The 20,676-nt window shown below is 40.0% G+C and carries 18 protein-coding genes; 14 read left to right on the top strand and 4 right to left on the bottom strand.

The genetic code is table 11. The annotated features are described in order from the left end of the window. The first annotated feature begins 213 nt into the window (after window positions 1-213). From NSS70_RS15480 to NSS70_RS15470, 3 genes are all read left to right on the top strand, one after another. On the top strand, window positions 214-1,404 hold the full coding sequence (locus tag NSS70_RS15480) for an acetate kinase (RefSeq protein WP_327856523.1): 1,191 nt from the start codon (window positions 214-216) through the stop codon (window positions 1,402-1,404). Window positions 1,405-1,731: 327 nt separating this feature from the next. After that, window positions 1,732-3,189 carry an alkaline phosphatase family protein gene (locus tag NSS70_RS15475; RefSeq protein ID WP_340734118.1) on the top strand — a complete coding sequence of 486 codons (1,458 nt, stop codon included), beginning with the start codon at window positions 1,732-1,734 and terminating at the stop codon, window positions 3,187-3,189. Between the two features lie 75 nt (window positions 3,190-3,264). Beyond that, window positions 3,265-4,086: an EcsC family protein gene (locus NSS70_RS15470; protein WP_340734117.1), complete on the top strand. Its 822-nt coding sequence runs from the start codon at window positions 3,265-3,267 to the stop codon at window positions 4,084-4,086. Between the two features lie 12 nt (window positions 4,087-4,098). Here NSS70_RS15470 and NSS70_RS15465 read toward each other — a convergent pair whose 3' ends face one another. Continuing rightward, window positions 4,099-4,395 (bottom strand): hypothetical protein, encoded by a 297-nt coding sequence (locus tag NSS70_RS15465; RefSeq protein WP_445290585.1) that lies wholly within the window; start codon window positions 4,393-4,395, stop codon window positions 4,099-4,101. A gap of 172 nt (window positions 4,396-4,567) precedes the next feature. Here NSS70_RS15465 and NSS70_RS15460 point away from each other — a divergent pair, with 172 nt between their 5' ends. The 5 genes from NSS70_RS15460 (at window position 4,568) to NSS70_RS15440 (ending at window position 10,342) form a co-directional block, all read left to right on the top strand. Beyond that, a complete protein-coding gene (locus NSS70_RS15460; protein ID WP_063387384.1) occupies window positions 4,568-5,773 on the top strand; it encodes an argininosuccinate synthase in 1,206 nt (401 codons plus the stop codon). Continuing rightward, a complete protein-coding gene (argH, locus tag NSS70_RS15455) occupies window positions 5,770-7,140 on the top strand; it encodes an argininosuccinate lyase (RefSeq protein ID WP_066247830.1) in 1,371 nt (456 codons plus the stop codon). Before NSS70_RS15460 ends, argH begins: the two co-directional genes overlap by 4 nt. Before the next feature lie 228 nt (window positions 7,141-7,368). Continuing rightward, on the top strand, window positions 7,369-8,130 hold the full coding sequence (locus NSS70_RS15450) for an SDR family oxidoreductase (RefSeq protein WP_063387386.1): 762 nt from the start codon (window positions 7,369-7,371) through the stop codon (window positions 8,128-8,130). A 69-nt stretch (window positions 8,131-8,199) separates the two neighbouring features. Next, on the top strand, window positions 8,200-8,880 hold the full coding sequence (locus NSS70_RS15445; protein ID WP_063387387.1) for a metal-dependent hydrolase: 681 nt from the start codon (window positions 8,200-8,202) through the stop codon (window positions 8,878-8,880). 142 nt (window positions 8,881-9,022) lie between these two features. After that, window positions 9,023-10,342 (top strand): CBS domain-containing protein, encoded by a 1,320-nt coding sequence (locus NSS70_RS15440; RefSeq protein WP_066247825.1) that lies wholly within the window; start codon window positions 9,023-9,025, stop codon window positions 10,340-10,342. Between the two features lie 47 nt (window positions 10,343-10,389). Here NSS70_RS15440 and NSS70_RS15435 read toward each other — a convergent pair whose 3' ends face one another. After that, a complete protein-coding gene (locus NSS70_RS15435) occupies window positions 10,390-10,689 on the bottom strand; it encodes a YtpI family protein (RefSeq protein ID WP_340881906.1) in 300 nt (99 codons plus the stop codon). An 88-nt stretch (window positions 10,690-10,777) separates the two neighbouring features. On the opposite strand from NSS70_RS15435, the gene NSS70_RS15430 reads away from it, so the two are divergent. Next, window positions 10,778-11,716, top strand: coding sequence for a DHH family phosphoesterase (locus NSS70_RS15430; protein WP_130156151.1), 939 nt, complete (start codon window positions 10,778-10,780; stop codon window positions 11,714-11,716). A gap of 46 nt (window positions 11,717-11,762) precedes the next feature. Here the strand turns inward: NSS70_RS15430 and ytrI are convergent, their stop codons facing one another. Together ytrI and NSS70_RS15420 are read right to left on the bottom strand one after the other, a co-directional pair. Then, window positions 11,763-12,266: a sporulation membrane protein YtrI gene (gene ytrI, locus NSS70_RS15425; protein ID WP_066247820.1), complete on the bottom strand. Its 504-nt coding sequence runs from the start codon at window positions 12,264-12,266 to the stop codon at window positions 11,763-11,765. Next, on the bottom strand, window positions 12,263-12,601 hold the full coding sequence (locus NSS70_RS15420; protein WP_063387392.1) for a YtrH family sporulation protein: 339 nt from the start codon (window positions 12,599-12,601) through the stop codon (window positions 12,263-12,265). Before NSS70_RS15420 ends, ytrI begins: the two co-directional genes overlap by 4 nt. A gap of 213 nt (window positions 12,602-12,814) precedes the next feature. Between NSS70_RS15420 and dnaE the strand changes: the two genes are divergently transcribed. From dnaE to pfkA, 5 genes are all read left to right on the top strand, one after another. Beyond that, window positions 12,815-16,153: a DNA polymerase III subunit alpha gene (dnaE, locus tag NSS70_RS15415; RefSeq protein WP_340881904.1), complete on the top strand. Its 3,339-nt coding sequence runs from the start codon at window positions 12,815-12,817 to the stop codon at window positions 16,151-16,153. 107 nt (window positions 16,154-16,260) lie between these two features. After that, a complete protein-coding gene (locus NSS70_RS15410; protein WP_340881903.1) occupies window positions 16,261-17,493 on the top strand; it encodes an NAD(P)-dependent malic enzyme in 1,233 nt (410 codons plus the stop codon). A gap of 192 nt (window positions 17,494-17,685) precedes the next feature. Then, window positions 17,686-18,549: an acetyl-CoA carboxylase, carboxyltransferase subunit beta gene (gene accD / locus NSS70_RS15405; protein ID WP_066247816.1), complete on the top strand. Its 864-nt coding sequence runs from the start codon at window positions 17,686-17,688 to the stop codon at window positions 18,547-18,549. Then, complete coding sequence (accA, locus tag NSS70_RS15400) at window positions 18,543-19,517, top strand: acetyl-CoA carboxylase carboxyl transferase subunit alpha (RefSeq protein ID WP_340881900.1); 975 nt, start codon at window positions 18,543-18,545, stop codon at window positions 19,515-19,517. The genes accD and accA overlap by 7 nt, the downstream gene beginning before the upstream one ends. A gap of 179 nt (window positions 19,518-19,696) precedes the next feature. Next, window positions 19,697-20,656, top strand: coding sequence for a 6-phosphofructokinase (gene pfkA / locus NSS70_RS15395; protein WP_063387397.1), 960 nt, complete (start codon window positions 19,697-19,699; stop codon window positions 20,654-20,656). Window positions 20,657-20,676 lie beyond the last annotated feature (20 nt).

Here is a 20,676-nt window from a genome sequence, read left to right as displayed (position 1 = left end):
AGCGCTTTTTATTTTTAGAAATTTTTGTATACAGATAAACATTTATTTTTCACTTGAAATGTTGCTTTATCAATGTTTAAATGTATAGAGCGATCATCTCTCTTTTTAAAATTAGACAAGTCTGGTGTTTCACATATTTTGCTAATTTCTATGTCACATGCAGGAATTTTTAAAAAAGTTTCATCAACAAAAAGAAGGAGAGAATGAAAATACATGCCTAAGATTTTAGCTGTAAATGCTGGAAGCTCTTCATTAAAGTTTAAATTGTTTGAAATGCCGAATGAAGAAGTTTTAACAAAAGGGGTAGTTGAAAGGATTGGTTTGGACCAATCATTTTTTAAGATATATGTTAACGGAGAAGAAAAGAAAGAAAGTTGTCAAATTACCGATTTTTCAATAGCGGTACAGCTTGTGCTAAATAAATTAACTGAATATGGAATTATCCGGACGTTAAATGATATTGACGGAATCGGTCATAGGGTTGTACATGGAGGAGAGATCTTCAGTGACTCAGCGCTTATTACGGAAGGAACTTTAAAGAAAATTGAAGAACTCTCTCATTTGGCGCCTTTGCATAATCCAGTCAATGTGCTTGGCATTCGCGCCTTCCAAAAGGTGCTTCCGGACGTTCCAGCGGTAGCGGTGTTCGATACTGCCTTTCACCAATCGATGCCGGAACAATCTTACTTATACAGTTTGCCATATGATTATTATGAAAAATACGGAATTCGCAAATACGGCTTCCATGGAACGTCTCATAAATATGTAACGGAACGGGCAGCTCAATTGCTTGAAAGACCTTTAAAGCATTTGCGGCTTATTTCCTGCCATCTAGGAAATGGTGCCAGCATTGCAGCAGTTGAAGGCGGAAAATCAATCGATACATCGATGGGATTTACGCCTCTTGAAGGTGTTGCGATGGGAACTCGTTCCGGAAGTATTGATCCAGCGCTTATCCCATATATCATGGAAAAAACAGGTAAAACCGCTGATGAAGTTATTAATGTATTAAATAAAAAGAGCGGACTTTTAGGAATATCCGGTTTCTCGAGCGATTTGCGCGATATCGAAGATGCTGCAGCGAAGGGGAATGCTCGCGCCGAATTGGCATTGGCGGTTTTTGCTGACCGCATTCATAAATATATCGGATCTTATGCGGCGCGGATGTGCGGTGTGGATGCGATTATCTTTACCGCCGGCATTGGTGAAAACAGTGACGTTGTCCGCGAACGAGTGCTGCGGGGATTGGAATTTATGGGCGTTTATTGGGATCCTGCCTTAAACAAAGTACGTGGAAAAGAAGCGTTTATTAACTATCCACACTCACCAGTAAAAGTTCTAGTTATACCGACAAATGAAGAAGTGATGATTGCAAGAGATGTAATGAGAATAGCGAATTTATAAGGTTTTGCCGAGGGATAACAGCAAAACCTGAACTCGTAACCAACGCAACCTTTTTTCATATTCCGAAATGGATATGAACGGAGGTTGCTTTTTTTTACCAATAAAAAGTGGAAATAATCTATTTATATGATGAACGATGCAGGGGAACTAAAATGATTCATTCCCTCCAACATTTTTTATTTCAAAAATAAAGTAGTGATGATTGAAAGGGGATGAGAATGATAATAGCGTTTAATATTGCTCCGGTTTAAAAAACCGGAGTTTTTTGCATGATTTTCACCTTCTAGACAAATTCTAATAGCAAATAAACGATGAGGATGGAACAAAATGGCTAAAAAAAATGTGATATTGTTGATTATCGATACTCTCATGCTCCCTTTTTTGAAAAAAGCAGTAGACAATAAAATGGCGCCGGCTTTCGCCTTTTTCATGAAGCATGGTACTGCTTCAGAAATTATCAGTCCTTTTCCGACGATGTCCGTCAATGTGGAAAGCAGTCTGCTTACCGGGCATTACTCAGATGTGCATCACGTTCCAGGATTAGTCTGGTTTCATGATGAGGAAAAGCGTCTTATTAATTATGGAACAAATGCATCTGAGCTTTTACAGCTGGGGCTCGCAACTTCATTAAAGGATCCGCTGTACAATATAAATCATGAGCATTTAAACAAAAAGGCCGCAACCATTTTTGAAGAACTGAGCAAAAAGGGGAAAAATTCCGCGTCTATTAATGGACTTCTCTATCGAGGAAGTCAGGAAAAAGTAATGCAGCTTCCGTTTTTGTTATCTTTGCTGCCTACTTTTCATAGAAGCCTTACTGTTAAGGGACCGGATTTGTTAACTTACGGCTCCTTCATTAAACAAAACCCATTTGCAAAGTATGGACACTTCTGGCAAAGATTTGGCTTTAATAATCGATTTTCTGCTCAGGAGCTTATTTATCTTATTAAAAATCATTCTTTGCCTCCTTTTACAATGGTCTATTTTCCTGATATGGATCAAATTATACATAAAAAAGGAGTTGAGGATCTGTCAGGAATCGTAAAAACAGATCGTGAATTGCAAAAAGTGTTAGACAGTTTTCATTCATGGGAGGAAGCGCTGAAGAACAATGTTTGGATCATTATGGGCGATAACGGCCAAGCGGTTGTCCGCCCGAGAAATCAAAATCCTCTGATCCATTTAGAAAAGCTACTCAGCCCATATCGTATTACCAAGCTGTCAAAAGGTGTACGGAAGGATGATGATCTCGTACTTGCGGTCAATCAACGCATGGCGTTCGTATATTTATTACAGCCGAACCATTCGCTTGAAGAAATTGCAAACATTTTGAAAACAGATGCACGCATCGATGTCATCGCTTGGCGGGAAGAAGAGGAAAAAATAAAAGTTGTTTCAGGGCGGCGGGAAGGAATGCTGATGTTTAAAAAAGGAGGTCAATGGGAAGATCCGTATGGAAGTATGTGGACTTTAAACGGAGACATTGAAGTGTTGGATATTTTCACGGAAGGAAGCCGAATTAAGTACGGGGAATATCCGGATGCGCTGGCAAGATTACATGCAGCCGCTTTGTCACATAAAGGACAATTTCTTATGATTAGCGCTTATCCTGGCTTTGAATTCAAGTACGGGTCATCTCCAGTGCATGTGGGCGGTGCGAGTCATGGCGGTTTACACCAGCATGACTCTTTAGCAGCAATCATCGTTTCAGGGACAGAGCGATTGCCGAAGTATAATCGGATGATAGATGTAAAGGATTGGATTTTATCAATGCTCGACTCTTAAGAGTTATATCAATTCCGTGATATAATATCATTGTATATTTGCGAGCATTTGTTTAAAAAGAAAGGCGGTGCATTTTTGGGGGCCATTTTGGAAGAAAGCTGGGTAAATCAAATGAAATGCTGGGAGGAAGAGTTGGAAAAATGTGCATGTAAATGCACGCTTCCATTTGACAAATGGCTGGAAACAAGATTGAATGACCTTCCTGAGCATATTCAAAAAGAAATGTTTGAGAAGGTCGATTACGTTTTGTTTCATATGCATTCGATTTTGCAAAGCTCGATCTTCTATTCAGAAACACGGAAGCGGATCCTCTCATTTGCACGTGTTATTTCCGATCAAGTTCAAACGATCACTGATTTAAAAAAGCTCCCTTTAGAAGAATGCTATCAATTGGCTGAGAAGGAAATGGCGAAGCAGCGGCTGTATTCCTTTATTCAAGGAGGAATCGCATCTTCCGGTGGTGTTTTTTCGCTAAGTGCAGATATTGTGCTGCAAATAATTTTTCATATGCGGGCTGTGCAAACATTATCTCTTGCGTATGGTTATGAAGTTTCGTCACCTTATGAAATGATGCTGTCTCTAAAGGTTTTTCACAGCTCTTTAATGCCGAAACATTTAAAATTTGAAGCGTGGAATCAATTAAAAGAGGAATTACAAAATGGAGATGATGCTTATTTTTATGAGCAGAACGAACCATTTGTCAACCATCAAACTGTAAACCAAATCTTAAAATGCATTGCCGTGCAAACATTCAAATATAAAACAATTCGGGGAAAACCGATTTTAAGCTTAATGATCGGAGGCGGCATTCGCTATCGTTCAATGAAAGTGGCCATTGAGTTTGCCCATAAATTTTATCAATATAGACATCATTATGAAAGGATGAGCTTGAGATGAAATTATAACTTCTCAAGCTTTTGTTATATGCGGATCAATCCGGTACCAAAGCCATAAATCATTGATGATGGAAGCAATCTCACTGATTTCTTCATTTAGTCTGCACGAAAGCTCAAAATCCTCTTCGTCATTCAACTGCTCTTGCTTTTTATTTATTATCGCTTCTAAATGTTTAATGCGGTCAGGGATTTGTCCACGTATACATTCCCAATCCGATAAAATTTGCTGTTGAACCTCATTTGGATATTCATCCCAATGCTTGCTGAATGCAGGAAGAGGAATCCCCAATCTTTCGTTATATTCAAACATTTCCATTCCTCCATTTTTTATTATGCAAATTATATCATAAACAAATAATGCTTTTTTAAAAAAACTATTGAAAAAAGTCAGCAAAACTGTTACATTTTTAATTAATGATTGCATTTTTATGAATAAAAAAGTATTTTTATTCATTTTGTATACATCGGAGAGGAGAATGAACATGTCAAAACCAAAAGTAGTATTGGCCTATTCTGGAGGTTTAGATACATCTGTCGCCATCAAGTGGCTGCAAGAAAAAGGATACGACGTCGTTGCCTGCTGTCTGGACGTTGGGGAAGGGAAGGATTTAGAGTTTATTAAAGAAAAAGCACTAAAAGTCGGTGCTGTACAATCTTATATTATAGATGCGAAAAAAGAGTTTGCGGAAGAATATGCGTTGATCGCCCTTCAGGCACACACTCTTTATGAAGGTAAATATCCTCTTGTTTCCGCTCTTTCAAGACCGCTCATTGCCAAAAAATTAGTGGAAATAGCGGAAAAGACCGGCGCTGTCGCAGTTGCTCACGGTTGTACCGGAAAAGGAAACGACCAAGTGCGCTTTGAAGTTTCCATAAAAGCGTTAAATCCTGAGCTGGAGGTTTTGGCACCTGTTCGGGAATGGAAATGGTCGCGTGAAGAGGAAATTGAATATGCGAAACAGCATGACATTCCAATTCCGATTGATCTTGACAGCCCATATTCCATCGATCAAAACTTATGGGGAAGAAGCAATGAATGCGGAGTTTTAGAAGATCCATGGGCTGCACCGCCTGAGGATGCTTATGAACTGACTTCTTCCATTGAAAATGCGCCGGATGAAGCGGACATCATCGAAATTGAATTTGAACAAGGCGTACCGGTAGCAGTGAACGGTCAAAGAATGCAGTTAGATGAACTTATTTTGAAGCTGAATGCGCTCGCTGGAAAACATGGCGTCGGCAGAATCGATCATGTGGAAAACAGACTTGTCGGCATTAAATCGCGCGAAGTGTACGAATGCCCTGCGGCTATGACATTGATCAAAGCGCATAAAGAATTGGAAGATTTAACACAGGTTAAAGAAGTAGCGCATTTTAAACCGCTGATCGAACAAAAGCTTGCCGAGCTTATTTACAACGGTCTTTGGTTCTCTCCGCTGAAAAGCGCATTGGAAGCATTTTTGAAAGAAACTCAAAAATATGTAACAGGGACAGTGCGCGTAAAATTGTATAAAGGGCACGCAATTGTTGAAGGAAGAAAATCTCCGTACTCGCTTTATGATGAAAAGCTGGCCACCTACACGCAAGAAGATTCATTTGATCATGAAGCAGCAGTCGGCTTTATTAAACTGTTCGGCCTTCCAACAGCGGTGAACAGCATCGTGAAAAACAAGAAGGTGACAATATGAAAAAACTTTGGGGCGGCCGTTTTCAAAAGACGCCCGAAGCATGGGTCGACGAATTCAATGCGTCGATCACGTTTGACAAACAGCTCGTAGAGGAAGACATTCAAGGGAGCCTCGCCCATGTTAAAATGCTTGCCAAGTGCGGCATTTTAACAAAAGAGGAAGGAGAAGCGATTGAAAAAGGGCTGCACCGTCTTTTGGAAAAAGCAAAAAATGGGGAGCTTGAATACTCCGTTCAATATGAAGATATTCATTTAAACATTGAAAAAATGTTAATAGATGAAATCGGACCGATCGGTGGAAAGCTGCATACATCAAGAAGCCGCAACGACCAAGTGGCGACCGATATGCATCTATACTTAAAAAAACATGTTGAAGCCATTGTGGAACTGATCAGAGAATTGCAAAAAGCGCTTGTAAACAAAGCTGAACAGCATATTGAGACGATTTTGCCGGGATATACACATTTGCAGCGGGCGCAGCCGATTTCATTCGCCCATCATTTATTGGCTTATTTTTGGATGCTTGAGCGTGACAAATCTAGATTTACAGAATCTTTGAAACGGATTAATATCAGTCCGCTTGGCGCTGCCGCATTAGCTGGGACAACCTTTCCGATTGACCGGAAATATACGGCTGAGCTTTTAGGCTTCGATGAAGTTTATTTAAACAGCCTGGATGCGGTGAGCGACAGGGATTTTATTGTTGAATTTATGAGCAACAGCTCGCTGTTGATGATTCATCTCTCAAGATTTTGCGAAGAATTAATTTTATGGTGCTCGCAGGAATTCCAGTTCGTTGAAATGGATGACGCTTATTCGACCGGCAGCAGCATCATGCCACAAAAGAAAAATCCGGATATGGCGGAATTAATTCGAGGGAAGAGCGGCCGCGTCGTCGGCAATCTCGTCGGTTTGCTGACGGTTTTAAAAGGTCTCCCTCTTGCCTATAACAAAGACTTGCAGGAAGATAAAGAGGGCATGTTCGATACTGTAAAAACAGTAGAGGGCTGTTTGCAAATTATGACGGGAATGATCGAAACGCTGAAAGTAAATAAAGAGCAGATGGAAAAATCGGTGAAGCAGGATTTTTCAAACGCTACTGAACTCGCTGACTATTTGGCGAAAAAAGGCCTTCCTTTCCGCGAAGCTCATGAAGTAGTCGGAAAACTTGTATATAAATGCATTCAAAAAGGAATCTATTTACTTGACTTGCCATTAGAAGAGTATAAGGAAGCATCCTCTCTGTTTGAAAATGATGTATATGAAGTTCTGAACCCATACGAAGCGGTCAACAAACGAAACAGCTTAGGTGGAACCGGATTTAAGGAAGTAAAGGAGCAAATCAATAAAGCAAAGGCGATTATATAAATCCAACTCCATTTGTTTTAATTGAATAAAGACCTTCAATGAAAAATCAGTCTTCTGCGCATAAGCTGAAACAGGCGGGTACTCATTGTGCCCGCTTTTTTGTATGGAAAGGCGCCTTGCACTTGCATTCCAACCTCTTGCTGATAAAAATCGTGGAAGCTATTCCGTTTTTGCATTTTAAAAAATTATTGTAAAATGATTGTAGTAAATAAAGGGAGGAATTGATGGGTGCGCCATGCAATTGTTACGGCAGGCTCAAGAGGTCTTGGAAGAAAGGTGACCGAATTATTTTTGGAAAAGGGGTACAGCGTGACGGTCAGTTATCACAATAATCAAACAGGAGTTGAACAACTGCAGGAAAAATATGCTTCTATGCGCGACCGTTTGCTGTTTATACGATGTGATGTGACGAAAAAGGAAGATTTAATTCGGCTGATTGATCAAACTTATCAGTGCTTTGGCCGTATTGACTGTTTAGTTAATAATGCGGGTCCGTATATATTTGAGAGGAAAAAGCTTGCTGATTATTCTGATCAGGAATGGTATGAAATGATTGAAGGAAATTTAAGCTCGGTGTTTCATTTAGTGAAACGAACAATCCCGATTATGAGGAAACAAAAGTATGGCCGAATCATTACCTACGGCTTCCAAGGTGCCGGGGATGCTTCAGGCTGGCTTCACCGCTCGGCGTTCAGCGCGGCTAAGACCGGACTAGTCTCTTTGACAAAAACGATTGCTATTGAAGAGGCGGAAAACGGCATCACAGCAAATATGGTTTGTCCAGGAAACATTACGGCGGAAATGAAAGAGGCGACCATTGAAGAAGCTAGAAAGCATATTGACGTGAACACGCCGATTGGAAGATCAGGTACAGGGGAAGATATCGCAAGAATTATAACCTTTTTGTGCGATGAACAGTCAGATTTTATTACAGGCGCCATAATTGAAGCGACGGGAGCCGCTAATGTCATTCATCGATTTCATCAATAATGATAAAACGTTTTCAAAAGCATAAGTTTCCAGTAAAATGAAAGTAGATTCAAAAAGGAGGGGTTTTTTATGAAGGTTTCCTTTCACGGTCATTCCATCGTTCAAATTGAAACAAATGGGAAAAACATTATCATTGATCCGTTCATTAATGGGAACGGGCAAACCGATTTGAAGGTTGAAGATGTGAAAGCAGATGTCATCTTGTTGACACACGGCCATAATGATCATGTAGGGGATACGGTTGAGATTGCAAAAAGAAATGATTCGTTAGTCGTGGCGATTGCAGAGCTGGCTACATACTTGAGCTGGAAAGGGATTAAAACCCATGGAATGAGCATCGGGGGAGCATACGAGTTTGAGTTTGGAAAAGTAAAGCTGACTCAGGCTTTCCATGGCTCCAGCTATACGGAAGATAACCAAAACATTGTGTATACTGGCATGCCAGCAGGAATTTTGTTGACAGCTGAGGACAAAACGATTTATCATGCAGGCGATACAGCATTGTTTTCTGATATGAAATTAATTGGAGAACGCAATGAAATTGATTTAGCCTTTTTGCCGATTGGCGATAATTATACAATGGGGCCGGAGGATGCTCTTACAGCAGCAGAATGGATTCGAGCTAAAAAAGTCGTGCCGATTCATTACAACACGTTCCCAGTGATCCAGCAAAACCCTGAAGATTTTGTTTCCAAGCTTCCAGACGGTGTCGGTCTCCTATTGAAACCAGGAGAAACAATCGAACTGTGAGATTTTTGATGGACGGCTTTTAGCCGTTCATTTTACGTATTATGAGTTCCAAGCATTTGTTTGTTAAACAGTAAATTTTAGGAAAAAATAAGTAAATGTTTGAAGAATTCGCCAATCATGTAACTTAAAAGGAGGGAAGAAATTGGCGACAAAGCATGAACAAATTTTGAACTATATTGAGTCCCTGCCCGTCGGAGATAAAATTTCTGTCAGACAAATTGCCAAAGTTATGAATGTCAGTGAAGGAACTGCCTATCGTGCGATTAAAGATGCGGAAAATAAAGGCTTTGTCAGCACAATCGAAAGGGTCGGCACCATTCGAATTGAAAAAAAGAAAAAAGACAATATTGAAAAGCTCACATTTGCGGAGGTTGTCAATATTGTCGACGGACAAGTGTTAGGCGGCAGGGCCGGTCTTCATAAAACTTTAAATAAATTCGTTATCGGCGCCATGAAATTGGAAGCGATGATGAGATATACAGGTGCTGGAAACTTGCTCATTGTCGGCAACAGGACAAAAGCTCAGCAGTCGGCTTTGGAAGCAGGTGCCGCCGTTTTAATAACCGGGGGATTTGACACAGATGATTATGTAAAAAAACTGGCGGATGAGCTCGAGCTCCCGATAATATCCACTAGCTACGATACTTTTACAGTGGCTACGATGATAAACAGAGCGATATATGACCAGCTGATCAAAAAGGAAATCGTGTTAGTGGAGGACATTTTGACCCCATTAGAAAAAACTGTCACGTTAACCCCGAATGATCCGATTGAACGCTGGTTTGAATACAACCGGCAAACTGGACACGGACGATTCCCGGTCATTGATCAAGGTTTGAAGGTTGTTGGAATTGTCACGGCAAAGGATATTATGACGTCAGATCGAAAAACATCCATTGAAAAAGTGATGACAAAAAGCCCGATAACCGTTACAGGAAAAACATCTGTCGCTTCAGCTGCGCAAATAATGGTTTGGGAAGGAATTGAAGTATTGCCTGTTGTGGACGGAAACGGCCGCCTATCAGGTATGATTTCCAGACAGGACGTTTTAAAGGCTCTCCATTCAATTGAACGGCAGCCGCACACAGGTGAAAAAATTGATGACATCATCACGAGGCAGATGATCAATCTTTCTGATGAAGCAAAAGAATCAAACATTTTTAAATGTGAAGTAACACCGCAAATGACAAACCAGTTCGGTACCATTTCATACGGTGCCTTCACAACTCTAGTTACAGAAGCGGCCAATTATCATTTGAGACAAAAAAAGAAAGGCGAGCTTGTCGTTGAGAATATGACGATTTATTTTTTGAAACCTGTTCAAATGGAAAGCATGATTGAAATTCATCCGAAAATATTAGACGTGGGTCGAAAATTCGGGAAAATTGATGTGGAAGTATTCCACGAAAACACTTTAGTCGGCAAAGCTATGTTAATGGTGCAAATCATGGATCGTAATTAAAAAAAGACTGTCTGAAAAATAAGGACAGTCTCTCCTATATAATTTTCTTAGCGGGTATTTTCGCTTTCTTTGATTGCCAAAGGCAAATAATATTTGTAAGCTTTATATCCTGCCCAAATGCTCAGACAACCTGTTATAATAAAAACAACACCGACGATGAGCGCAACAGTGGATCGGTTTAAAAACATTTGGTTTAATCCGAAAAAGAAGACAAACAATCCTAGAGAAATGCTAGATTTAGATGAAATCCAGCTTCTTTCCATCGGACGTTTCGTGCGAAAATATTTGATTTTGTAAAAAACATAAAAAGATAAAGAAATGACCGTTAGGATAGCTAAAACAGGCATGATGTCAACCTCCATCTAAGTATCGATTATCATTTTACCATTAGTAAATGATGAAATAAAACATTTATGATGATAAAGGAGAGCTGAAATGAAACAACAGATTTTAAATGAAATAAAAGCATTCGATACGATTATTATACATAGACATGTCCGGCCGGATCCTGATGCATACGGTTCTCAGTGCGGGCTTGCGGAATTGTTAAAAGAATCGTTTCCTGAAAAAAACATATATGTAGTCGGCAACGATGAGCCTTCTTTAACGTTTTTATACAAAATGGATGAAATTCAAGATGACGTCTATCAAGAAGCGCTCGTCATCGTATGTGACACAGCAAACCAAGAACGAATTTGCGATCAAAGATATGATAAAGGGAAAAAATTGATCAAAATCGATCATCATCCAAATGAAGATCCTTATGGAGATATAGTCTGGGTAGACACATCTGCCAGCTCTGTCAGCGAAATGATTTATGAATTTTATCTATTTGGCAAAGATCAAGGCTTAACATTATCGAAAAAAGCAGCCAGTCTCATTTATGCCGGAATTGTTGGGGATACAGGAAGATTTTTGTTTTCAAATACGACGAAAAAAACGTTCCAATATGCAAGCGAGATTATAGACTATGGGTTTTCATTTACGCAAATATACGACGAAATGTATAAAACGAAACTTAATGTGGCGAAGCTGAACGGTTACGTCCTGCAAAATTTCGTTTTGACTGATTCAGGGGCCGCTTATATAAAGCTTCCTAAAGAACTATTGGACGAATACCGCGTCACTCCTTCCGAAGCTTCACAGCTCGTCGGTGCTTTAGGAAATATTGAAGGGATCAAGGCGTGGGTGCTGTTTGTCGAGGAAAACAACGAAATTCGGGTCAGATTCCGCTCGAAGGGAATCGTGATCAATGAGCTTGCAAAACGCTTTAAAGGCGGAGGCCATCCGCTTGCGGCCGGAGCTACGATCGACAGCTGGGAAACTGCGGATCAAATCATTCAAGAGCTGGTCGCTTTATGTAAAACATCTTAAGGAGGGCGCTTTTTCCCTCCTCATAATAGGAGAAAAGTTGGCATTATTATTTGCTCAATTTCAATTCTACTTCAACAATAATGGTCGGTGTAATGACAAGCTCCACGACAGTAGCGTTGTATTCTTTGTCATCTATTTTATATTTTCTATTTTCAATCGTTTTGGCAATTAAATGCCTTGTTTTCACAACACTGTCAATATCTTTTGCAATTAAATCAGCTAAATCGTTTTTGATCGTATTTTCAATCGAATATTTCATTAATTCATCCAGCTTATATTTTTCTGCATTTTTAATTTCGATTTTGACATCCTGTACAGTCAATAATTCTAAGTTTCTCTTATTTAGCTCTTTGTAATCCCTCTGCCAAATTTGAATGTCGTTTTTTAATTGTTCGATCGTTTCTTGCTGTGTTGAAATGATTTTTACTTGTTTTTCTTGGTAATAGCCAAAGGAATATAGAAAAAACCCCCAGCTAATAAGAGCTCCTACGGCAACTCCGGCAAAAAAACGCTGCCATGAAGGCTTTTTATAATAAGGCGGGATTCTCATTGCGAAACATGCTCCTGTGTGAACCAAGAGATTAAGAGCCAGCCTGTTTGAGAACCGCCCATGGCGGAAATGATTAACAAAATCTGTTTCACAATGTCCTTTGTCGCTCCTTCAAAAATCCCTCGTTCAAAGCTGTAAAACGCATCAAACGTCCCTCCAATAGCTGCAACAAGAGCCCAAATTTTCAATTTGTTTGCCATTCTGAAAATGGAGGTGAGAGGAGCATCGCCTGTAATATATGCGCCAATACCGCCGATTAACGAGCCGCCGAAAATGACTCCTAACGCAATAAAATACACTTTAATAAAGGTTGCAATAAAAGTATCTGTTTCCATTGAGCTTCCACCATCCTTTCTTCCGTTCATTGGGGAAATATGATTATAATAAACTTGCTAAATAGCCGGTTTCAGCAAGCAGTGAAAAGGCTTGGTTTATTCTCTTTCTTTATATGTATATGGATGGGAAGATGAAAGTATGAAGTTTGTCTTTCATTGAAAACAATGACTATAATTGTTTTAAGAAATCATTGAAAAAAGGTGGGGTCTTCATTGCCTTTTGTTCACCTACAAGTGAAGAGCGCCTATAGTTTGCTGGCTAGTGCTGCTGGATTGGACAAGCTTGTCCGCTATGCGAAAAAAACTGGTCAAACAGCTCTAGCCTTGACAGACCATCATGTCATGTATGGAGCGATCTCTTTTTATAAAATTTGTAAAGAACACGGGATTAAACCGATTTTCGGTTTAACTGCTACCGTTATCATAAAAAACGAACCGTATCCTTTTGTTTTGCTTGCTAAAAATAACAGCGGATACCGCAATTTGCTTAAATTAAGCAGTTTGCTGCAAACAAAGTTTCCGAAAGGACTTCCGCTTTCTTTTTTTAAACAATACAGCAGGGATCTTTTTGTGATCACACCTGGCAGACAAGGCTTGATTGAGCAGCTGCTTATAAACGGACAGATTGCAGAGGCAGGAAAAGCGGTGGAGTTTTTTCAAAGCATGCTCGATCCCAATTCTTTTTACATATCCGTACAAAATCACGGCTTGCCGGAAGAGCAGCAATTAAATGAAAAAATTGCGGAGCTGAGAGAAACGATCAAAGTTCCGATTGTCGCAACGAACGATGTTTTATATGTTGAAAAGGATGATGCATTTGCACACCGCTGTTTGCTGGCGATTAAAGACGGAACGACTGTAGAAGAACAAGACGCAGCGTTTGCTTCCGAATATTATTTAAAATCCCCGGCGGAAATGATAAACAATTTCGTGAACTTTCCTGATTCCATTGAGAATACTGTTCGGATCGCCTCCGAATGCCATGTTGAAATAGAATTAGGCAAAACAAAATTGCCCAAATACCCCTTTTCTGGAGGATTGAGCAGCGATGATTTTCTTGAACAGCTGTGCTTTGAAGGATTAAGAAAAAAAGTAACATCCCCTTCGGACGAGTATGTCAAAAGGCTTTCGTATGAGCTGTCTGTTATAAAAAAAATGAATTTTAGCGATTATTTTTTAATCGTTTGGGATTTTATGAAATACGCGCATGAAAAAGGTATTGTAACCGGTCCAGGCCGCGGTTCAGCAGCCGGCTCTTTAGTGGCATATGTACTAGATATTACGAATGTAGATCCAATTCGCTATAATCTATTGTTTGAGCGTTTTTTAAATCCTGAACGTGTTTCTATGCCAGATATCGATATTGATTTTCCGGATACAAGACGGGATGAAATGATTGAATATGTTGCGCGAAAATATGGAAAAGGGCATGTGGCTCAAATCATCACTTTCGGTACTTTTGCGGCCAAAGCTGCTATTCGAGATGTGGCAAAAGCGCTTGGAGCTTCGAATAAAGAGGTGGATGTGCTCGCAAAGCACATACCTTCAAAGCTTGGAATTACTTTAAGAGAAGCATTTGAACAATCGGCAGCATTTCGAAACATCCTTCATTCAATGGAAAAAGGAAAGGAAATTTTTGAAACGGCTTTAAAGCTGGAAGGCTTGCCACGCCATGTATCGACGCATGCTGCGGGAGTGGTGCTAAGCGACTATCCGCTGACTGAAGTCATTCCGATTCAAAATGGTCATCACAATATATATTTAACACAATATTCAATGGATTTTTTAGAAGAAATCGGGCTGTTGAAAATCGATTTTTTAGGTCTGCGAAATTTAACGTTAATAGAAGATATCAAACGTTTAATTGAACGTTACGAGGGAACAAAGCTCTCTGTTCACTTTACAAATTATGATGATGAAAAAACGTTTTCCCTTTTATCGGAAGGAAATACGACAGGTGTGTTCCAATTTGAGTCAGAAGGAATGAGGAAAGTTTTACAAAAGCTAAAACCTACTAATTTGGAAGATTTGGTTGCGGTTAATGCTTTGTATCGTCCAGGACCGATGGAAAACATTCCTGTCTATATCGAACGGAAGCACGGCCGGATGCCGGTAGAATATTTGCATAAAGATTTGCAGCCTATTTTAGAAAAGACATACGGAGTCATTGTGTATCAAGAGCAAATAATGGAAATCGCAGCGAAAATGGCCGGTTTTTCGTTAGGGGAAGCAGACCTGTTGAGACGGGCCGTCGGCAAAAAAATTAAAACGATTTTGGATGAAAACAGAAATCGCTTTATTATAGGTAGTTTAAAAAAAGGATACGACGAAAAAACCGCGAATAAAGTATACGATCTCATTGTTAAATTTGCCAACTACGGTTTTAACCGCAGCCACGCTGTTGCCTACAGCATGATTGCCTATCAGCTTGCTTATTTAAAAGCCCACTATCCTTTATATTTTATGGCTGCGTTAATGTCGAGCATCGGAGGAAATCAAGAAAAATTAGCGCAATATGTTCGAGAAGCTTCAGAAATGGGAATTACAATCCTGCCGCCGTCCATTCATAAAAGCGGTTTTTCTTTTTTAGTGGAAAACGGATCTATCCGATTCGGACTTGCCTCGATTAAAAATGTTGGCATTGCCGCTATGAAAGAAATTGCAAAAGAAAGAAAAAAGAAGCCTTTTGAAGATTTGTTTGATTTTTGTATCAGGATGTCTTCAAAGGCAGTCAATCGCCGAACAATAGAAGCGCTCATTTTTTCTGGTGCGATGGATGATTTTGGGCAAGATCGGGCAACGTTGCTTGCTAGTATTGATGTTGCGCTCGAGCATGCAGAATTATTCAAAATGGATGAAAAAGAGCAAATCGTTTTTCCGCTTGACGATCTTGCTGCGATTAAACCAAAGTATGTGGAAGTGGAACCGTTCACCATTGAAGAAAAATTAAAATTCGAAAAGGAAACATTAGGATTTTATTTATCAAGCCATCCGATTCAGCCTTACGATTCGGTTTTGAAGCAGCTGGGGGCAGTTCGATTAATGGATTTATCGCAATGGATTGAAAAAAAAGTTCATGTGGGCGCGTATGTGACAAACGTAAAGGCAATTCGCACAAAAAGCGGCCAGGCGATGGCTTTTCTCAATATAAGCGATCAAAGCGGGGATGTAGAAGCGGTCTTGTTTCCTAATGAATACGCAAAGTTCAGCGGAAAAATAAAGAAAGGGAATGTTTATTTGTTGACCGGAAAACCGGAAATTAGAAATGAACATGTTCAATATATAATTCAAGACGTAAAAGACATCTCGGAATTTAAACGGCAGCGTGCTTTATTTTTAAAAATTGCAGATGAAGCATCAGAGAAACAAAAGCTTCTTGAAATAAAAAAAGTATTGCAGGATTATCCAGGCAGCATACCTGTATTTATTTACCATGAACGAAAAAAGAAAGCGGTCAAGCTTCCTGAAACATTTGGTGTACAACCGTCTGAACAATGTTTGAATCGATTGCGGGCATTGCTCGGAGAAAGGAATGTCGCCTTGAGAGAATAAACATGTCTTTTTCTTTACAACGGATTGCATGTATAATATTTTAGAAATATCTAAAAAGTGGTCTTTCCATTTTGACGATTATCCATGTTGTTAAGGAGTGATAAAGGTTGTCATTAAGAGAAGAAGCATTACATATTCATAGTGTTCAGAAGGGAAAACTTGAAACAAAATCAAAAGTTCCGGTACGAAATGCAAAAGATTTAAGTTTAGCATACTCTCCTGGAGTGGCTGAGCCGTGCAAGGCAATTTATGATGATAAAAGCAAAGTGTATGAGTATACGATGAAGGGGAATATGGTGGCGGTTGTCTCTGATGGAACAGCCGTTTTAGGGCTTGGAAACATCGGACCGGAGGCAGCTCTCCCTGTCATGGAGGGAAAAGCTGTTTTATTTAAAAGCTTTGCAGGTGTCGATGCGTTCCCGATTTGTATAGATACGACAGATGTGGAAAAAATTATTGAGACAGTAAAGCTTCTTGAGCCGACGTTTGGCGGCATAAACTTGGAGGATATTGCCGCACCAAATTGCTTCGAAATTGAAGAGCGTTTAAAAAAGGAAACGAACATTCCGATTTTCCATGACGATCAACACGGAACCGCCATTGTAACTGTCGCTGGTTTATTAAATGCGTTGAAGCTGGTCGGCAAAGAGATGTCAAATATTAAAGTTGTCGCAAACGGAGCAGGAGCGGCTGGAATAGCTATTATAAAATTATTATATCGCTATGGTGTTCGTGACATTATTTTATGCGATTCAAAAGGAGCCATTTTCGACGGACGCCCTTACGGAATGAACAGCATAAAAGCTGAAGTGGCTAAATATACAAATCATGATCGCTTAGAGGGCTCTTTGGCCGATGTAATCGAAGGAGCGGATGTTTTTATCGGTGTGTCAGTCGCAGGAGCCCTAACAAAAGAAATGGTAAAATTAATGGCGGATAATCCGATCATTTTCGCTATGGCCAATCCTGATCCGGAAATTATGCCTGACGATGCGAAAGAAGCTGGAGCAAAAGTCATTGGAACAGGACGTTCAGATTTCCCTAACCAGGTGAATAACGTTTTAGCATTTCCAGGGATTTTCCGTGGAGCATTGGATGTAAGAGCAACACATATAAATGAACAGATGAAAATGGCTGCTGCTGAAGCGATTGCTTCTCTTATTAAGGAAGATGAGCTTCGTCCTGATTATGTTATTCCGGCGCCGTTTGATCCAAGGGTTGCACCATGTGTTGCTGCAGCTGTTGCGAAAACGGCAATGGAAACAGGTGTTGCACGCATAAAAGTAGACCCGGAAGAAGTTGCGGAAAAAACAAGAAAGCTTGCTATTATTGGAAAATAAAAGCGGCTACAAATGGCGAAAGAATGAGAAACCTCTCTTCTCTGCTGTTGGGAGAAAGAAAAATATGATATATTTATAATATTTGAATACCTCTCAAAAGATATAGGAAAAAGATCCGGAAGATTTAAGATTGATTGAAGGTGTCATCCCTTGCAATGAAGACATTATTCAGCCAAAAAGGGAGGTTCTATTTTGATAAAAAACATTTTTTCAAAAAAGAAAAAATATGCATCGATCCCTTCCGGACATGCAAAATATGATGTTCCTGAAGGTATTATGACAAAATGTCCAAAATGTAAAAAGATTATGTACTCAAAAGAAATTGAAAAAAATTTAAAAGTGTGCAACAACTGCGGCTACCATTTTCAAATGGGAGCGAGAGAAAGAATTGCCAGCCTTTTAGATCATGGCAGCTTTTTAGAATATGACAGCGATATGCGTTCTGAAAACCCTCTTAATTTTGAAGGGTATTTAGAAAAGCTAGAAAAAGACAAAGAGAAAACGAAGCTAAATGAAGCTGTCGTGACAGGCGAAGGAACAATCGGCGGATTTCCAGTAGTGATTGCCGTTATGGATGCGAGTTTTCGCATGGGGAGCATGGGTTCGGTAGTTGGAGAAAAAATTACAAGGGCAATTGAAAAAGCGAAGAAAAAAAACATCCCCTTTATTATTTTCACAGCTTCAGGCGGTGCTCGTATGCAAGAAGGCGTCCTCAGTTTAATGCAGATGGCGAAAACTAGCGCTGCTTTAAAATTATTCAGCGATGAAGGCGGACTCATTATTTCGGTTATGACCCATCCGACTACAGGGGGAGTATCGGCTAGCTTCGCTTCTTTAGGTGACTACAATTTTGCCGAGCCTGGTGCATTAATCGGTTTTGCAGGGCGCAGAATCATAGAACAAACGATCAGAGAAGAGCTTCCGGAAGATTTCCAAACTGCTGAATTTCTGCTGAAGCATGGGCAGCTTGATTCTGTATTGCACCGCCACCAACTGCGGGATACGTTAATCAACCTCTTGGATATACACCAAGCAAAGGGGGATGTAGATTGGTAGGAGAACTGGGATTTGAAAAGCCGATTATAGAATTAAAGAAAAAAATTCATGAATTAAAGGAATTTACAAAAACAGCGGATGTAGATTTGTCGGCTGAAATTGAAAAGCTGGAAACAAGACTAAAAAATTTAGAAAAGGAAATATATGATCACCTCTCCCCGTGGAATCGCGTCCAAATCGCACGCCATCCGAATCGCCCTACAACGCTTGATTATATTGAGCTGTTATTTGAAAATTTTTTCGAATGCCACGGAGACAGGTATTTTGGTGATGACGAAGCGATTGTAGGAGGCGTTGCAAAATTTCATGGGATCCCTGTAACGGTAATCGGGCAGCAAAGAGGAAAAGATACGAAAGACAATATCCGAAGAAATTTTGGTATGCCGCATCCTGAAGGTTACCGTAAAGCATTGCGCCTTATGAAACAGGCGAACAAGTTTAACCGCCCTATTATTACATTTATCGATACAAAAGGAGCTTACCCGGGAAAAGCTGCAGAAGAGCGGGGACAAAGTGAAGCAATTGCCAGAAATTTGTTTGAAATGGCCGGTTTTTCTGTTCCAATTATATGTATTGTCATTGGAGAAGGGGGAAGCGGCGGCGCATTAGCATTAGGAGTAGGAAATCATATATATATGTTGGAAAATTCTACTTATTCAGTTATTTCTCCCGAAGGGGCTGCCGCCCTATTATGGAAGGATGCCGGCTTAGCTAAAAAAGCGGCAGAAACAATGAAGATCACTGCCCAAGATTTAAAAGAGCTTGGTGTCATTGATGATATCATTCCGGAAGTAAAAGGCGGGGCACATAGGGATGTCCAATTGCAAGCTAAACACATTGAACAGGCTTTAAAACGTTCATTAAAAGAATTGACCAATATGAGCGGAGAAGAGCTGATCAGGCATCGGTACGAAAAATTTAAAAGTATTGGGGCCGTTATTGACGAACAAGTGACAAATACGCAGTAACGTGCACTCCTTGATGGAGCCGCACGTTATTTTTTTATTTTTATCTTTCGCATCGCTTCTTTTTGTGTATAATAATAAAGAATTTAACTATTCTAAGCTTACTATGCTCAACGATTATCAGATAATATGATCATTATTTTATGTAAGCTTTGTTTGAGCAGTCCAAGAGAGGTGAAATTATGAAAAAAATCGGCGTTTTAACGAGCGGCGGCGATTCTCCTGGTATGAACGCTGCAATTCGTGCCGTTGTCCGCAAAGGAATTTTTCATGGATTAGAAGTTTATGGAATTTATAATGGTTACTCAGGTCTTATTTCGGGAAAAATTCAAAAGCTTGAACTTGGTTCAGTAGGTGACATCATTCATCGCGGTGGAACGATGCTCTATACGGCACGGTGCGAAGAATTTAAAACAATCGAAGGACAAAAAAAAGGAATTGAACAATTGAAGAAATTCGGGATTGAAGGTCTTGTCGTTATTGGCGGAAACGGCTCCTACATGGGCGCAAAAAAGTTGACTGAACATGGATATCCATGCGTTGGGGTGCCGGGCACCATCGACAATGACATACCTGGAACTGACTATACGATCGGTTTTGATACAGCACTTAATACGGTGATACAAGCAATTGATAAAATTCGTGATACAGCTACCTCCCATGAGCGTACATACGTAATAGAAGTAATGGGTCGGGATGCCGGTGACATCGCTTTATGGTCCGGGCTTGCCGGAGGTGCGGAAACCATTTTAATTCCGGAAGCAGATTTCAAAATAGAGGAAATCATCGATCGATTAAAACGAGGCCATGAAAGAGGGAAAAAACATAGTATTATTATTGTCGCTGAAGGTGTGGGAAGCGGCGTCGAAATAGGCCAAAAGATCAAAGAGATGACAAACTTTGAAACGCGTGTTTCTGTATTAGGCCACATTCAACGCGGCGGATCGCCTACCGCATTTGATAGAGTATTGGCAAGCAGACTAGGCGCTTATGCGGTGGAACTGCTTCTTAATGGTAAAGGCGGACGATGTGTAGGCATCCAAAATAATCAGCTTGTGGATCATGACATTTTAGAAATTTTGGATCAGCCTCATACGGTTGATAAGTCAATGTACAAGCTTTCAAAAGAACTTTCTATATAAAGTATGAACATGGGATCGTT

It is taken from the genome of Aeribacillus sp. FSL K6-2848 (genome assembly GCF_038004325.1).
Lineage (GTDB): Bacteria > Bacillota > Bacilli > Bacillales > Aeribacillaceae > Aeribacillus > Aeribacillus composti.
This window is presented reverse-complemented; position numbering and strand designations above follow the sequence as displayed.

Coding starts and splice junctions, on each gene's coding strand:
- NSS70_RS15475 (WP_340734118.1), top strand. CDS start 1,732: ATGGCTAAAAAAAATGTGATATTGTTGATTATCGATACTCTCATGCTC.
- pfkA (WP_063387397.1), top strand. CDS start 19,697: ATGAAAAAAATCGGCGTTTTAACGAGCGGCGGCGATTCTCCTGGTATG.
- NSS70_RS15420 (WP_063387392.1), bottom strand. CDS start 12,601: ATGGAAACAGATACTTTTATTGCAACCTTTATTAAAGTGTATTTTATT.
- NSS70_RS15430 (WP_130156151.1), top strand. CDS start 10,778: ATGAAACAACAGATTTTAAATGAAATAAAAGCATTCGATACGATTATT.
- NSS70_RS15480 (WP_327856523.1), top strand. CDS start 214: ATGCCTAAGATTTTAGCTGTAAATGCTGGAAGCTCTTCATTAAAGTTT.
- NSS70_RS15445 (WP_063387387.1), top strand. CDS start 8,200: ATGAAGGTTTCCTTTCACGGTCATTCCATCGTTCAAATTGAAACAAAT.
- ytrI (WP_066247820.1), bottom strand. CDS start 12,266: ATGAGAATCCCGCCTTATTATAAAAAGCCTTCATGGCAGCGTTTTTTT.
- NSS70_RS15435 (WP_340881906.1), bottom strand. CDS start 10,689: ATGCCTGTTTTAGCTATCCTAACGGTCATTTCTTTATCTTTTTATGTT.
- NSS70_RS15465 (WP_445290585.1), bottom strand. CDS start 4,395: ATGTTTGAATATAACGAAAGATTGGGGATTCCTCTTCCTGCATTCAGC.
- argH (WP_066247830.1), top strand. CDS start 5,770: ATGAAAAAACTTTGGGGCGGCCGTTTTCAAAAGACGCCCGAAGCATGG.
- NSS70_RS15460 (WP_063387384.1), top strand. CDS start 4,568: ATGTCAAAACCAAAAGTAGTATTGGCCTATTCTGGAGGTTTAGATACA.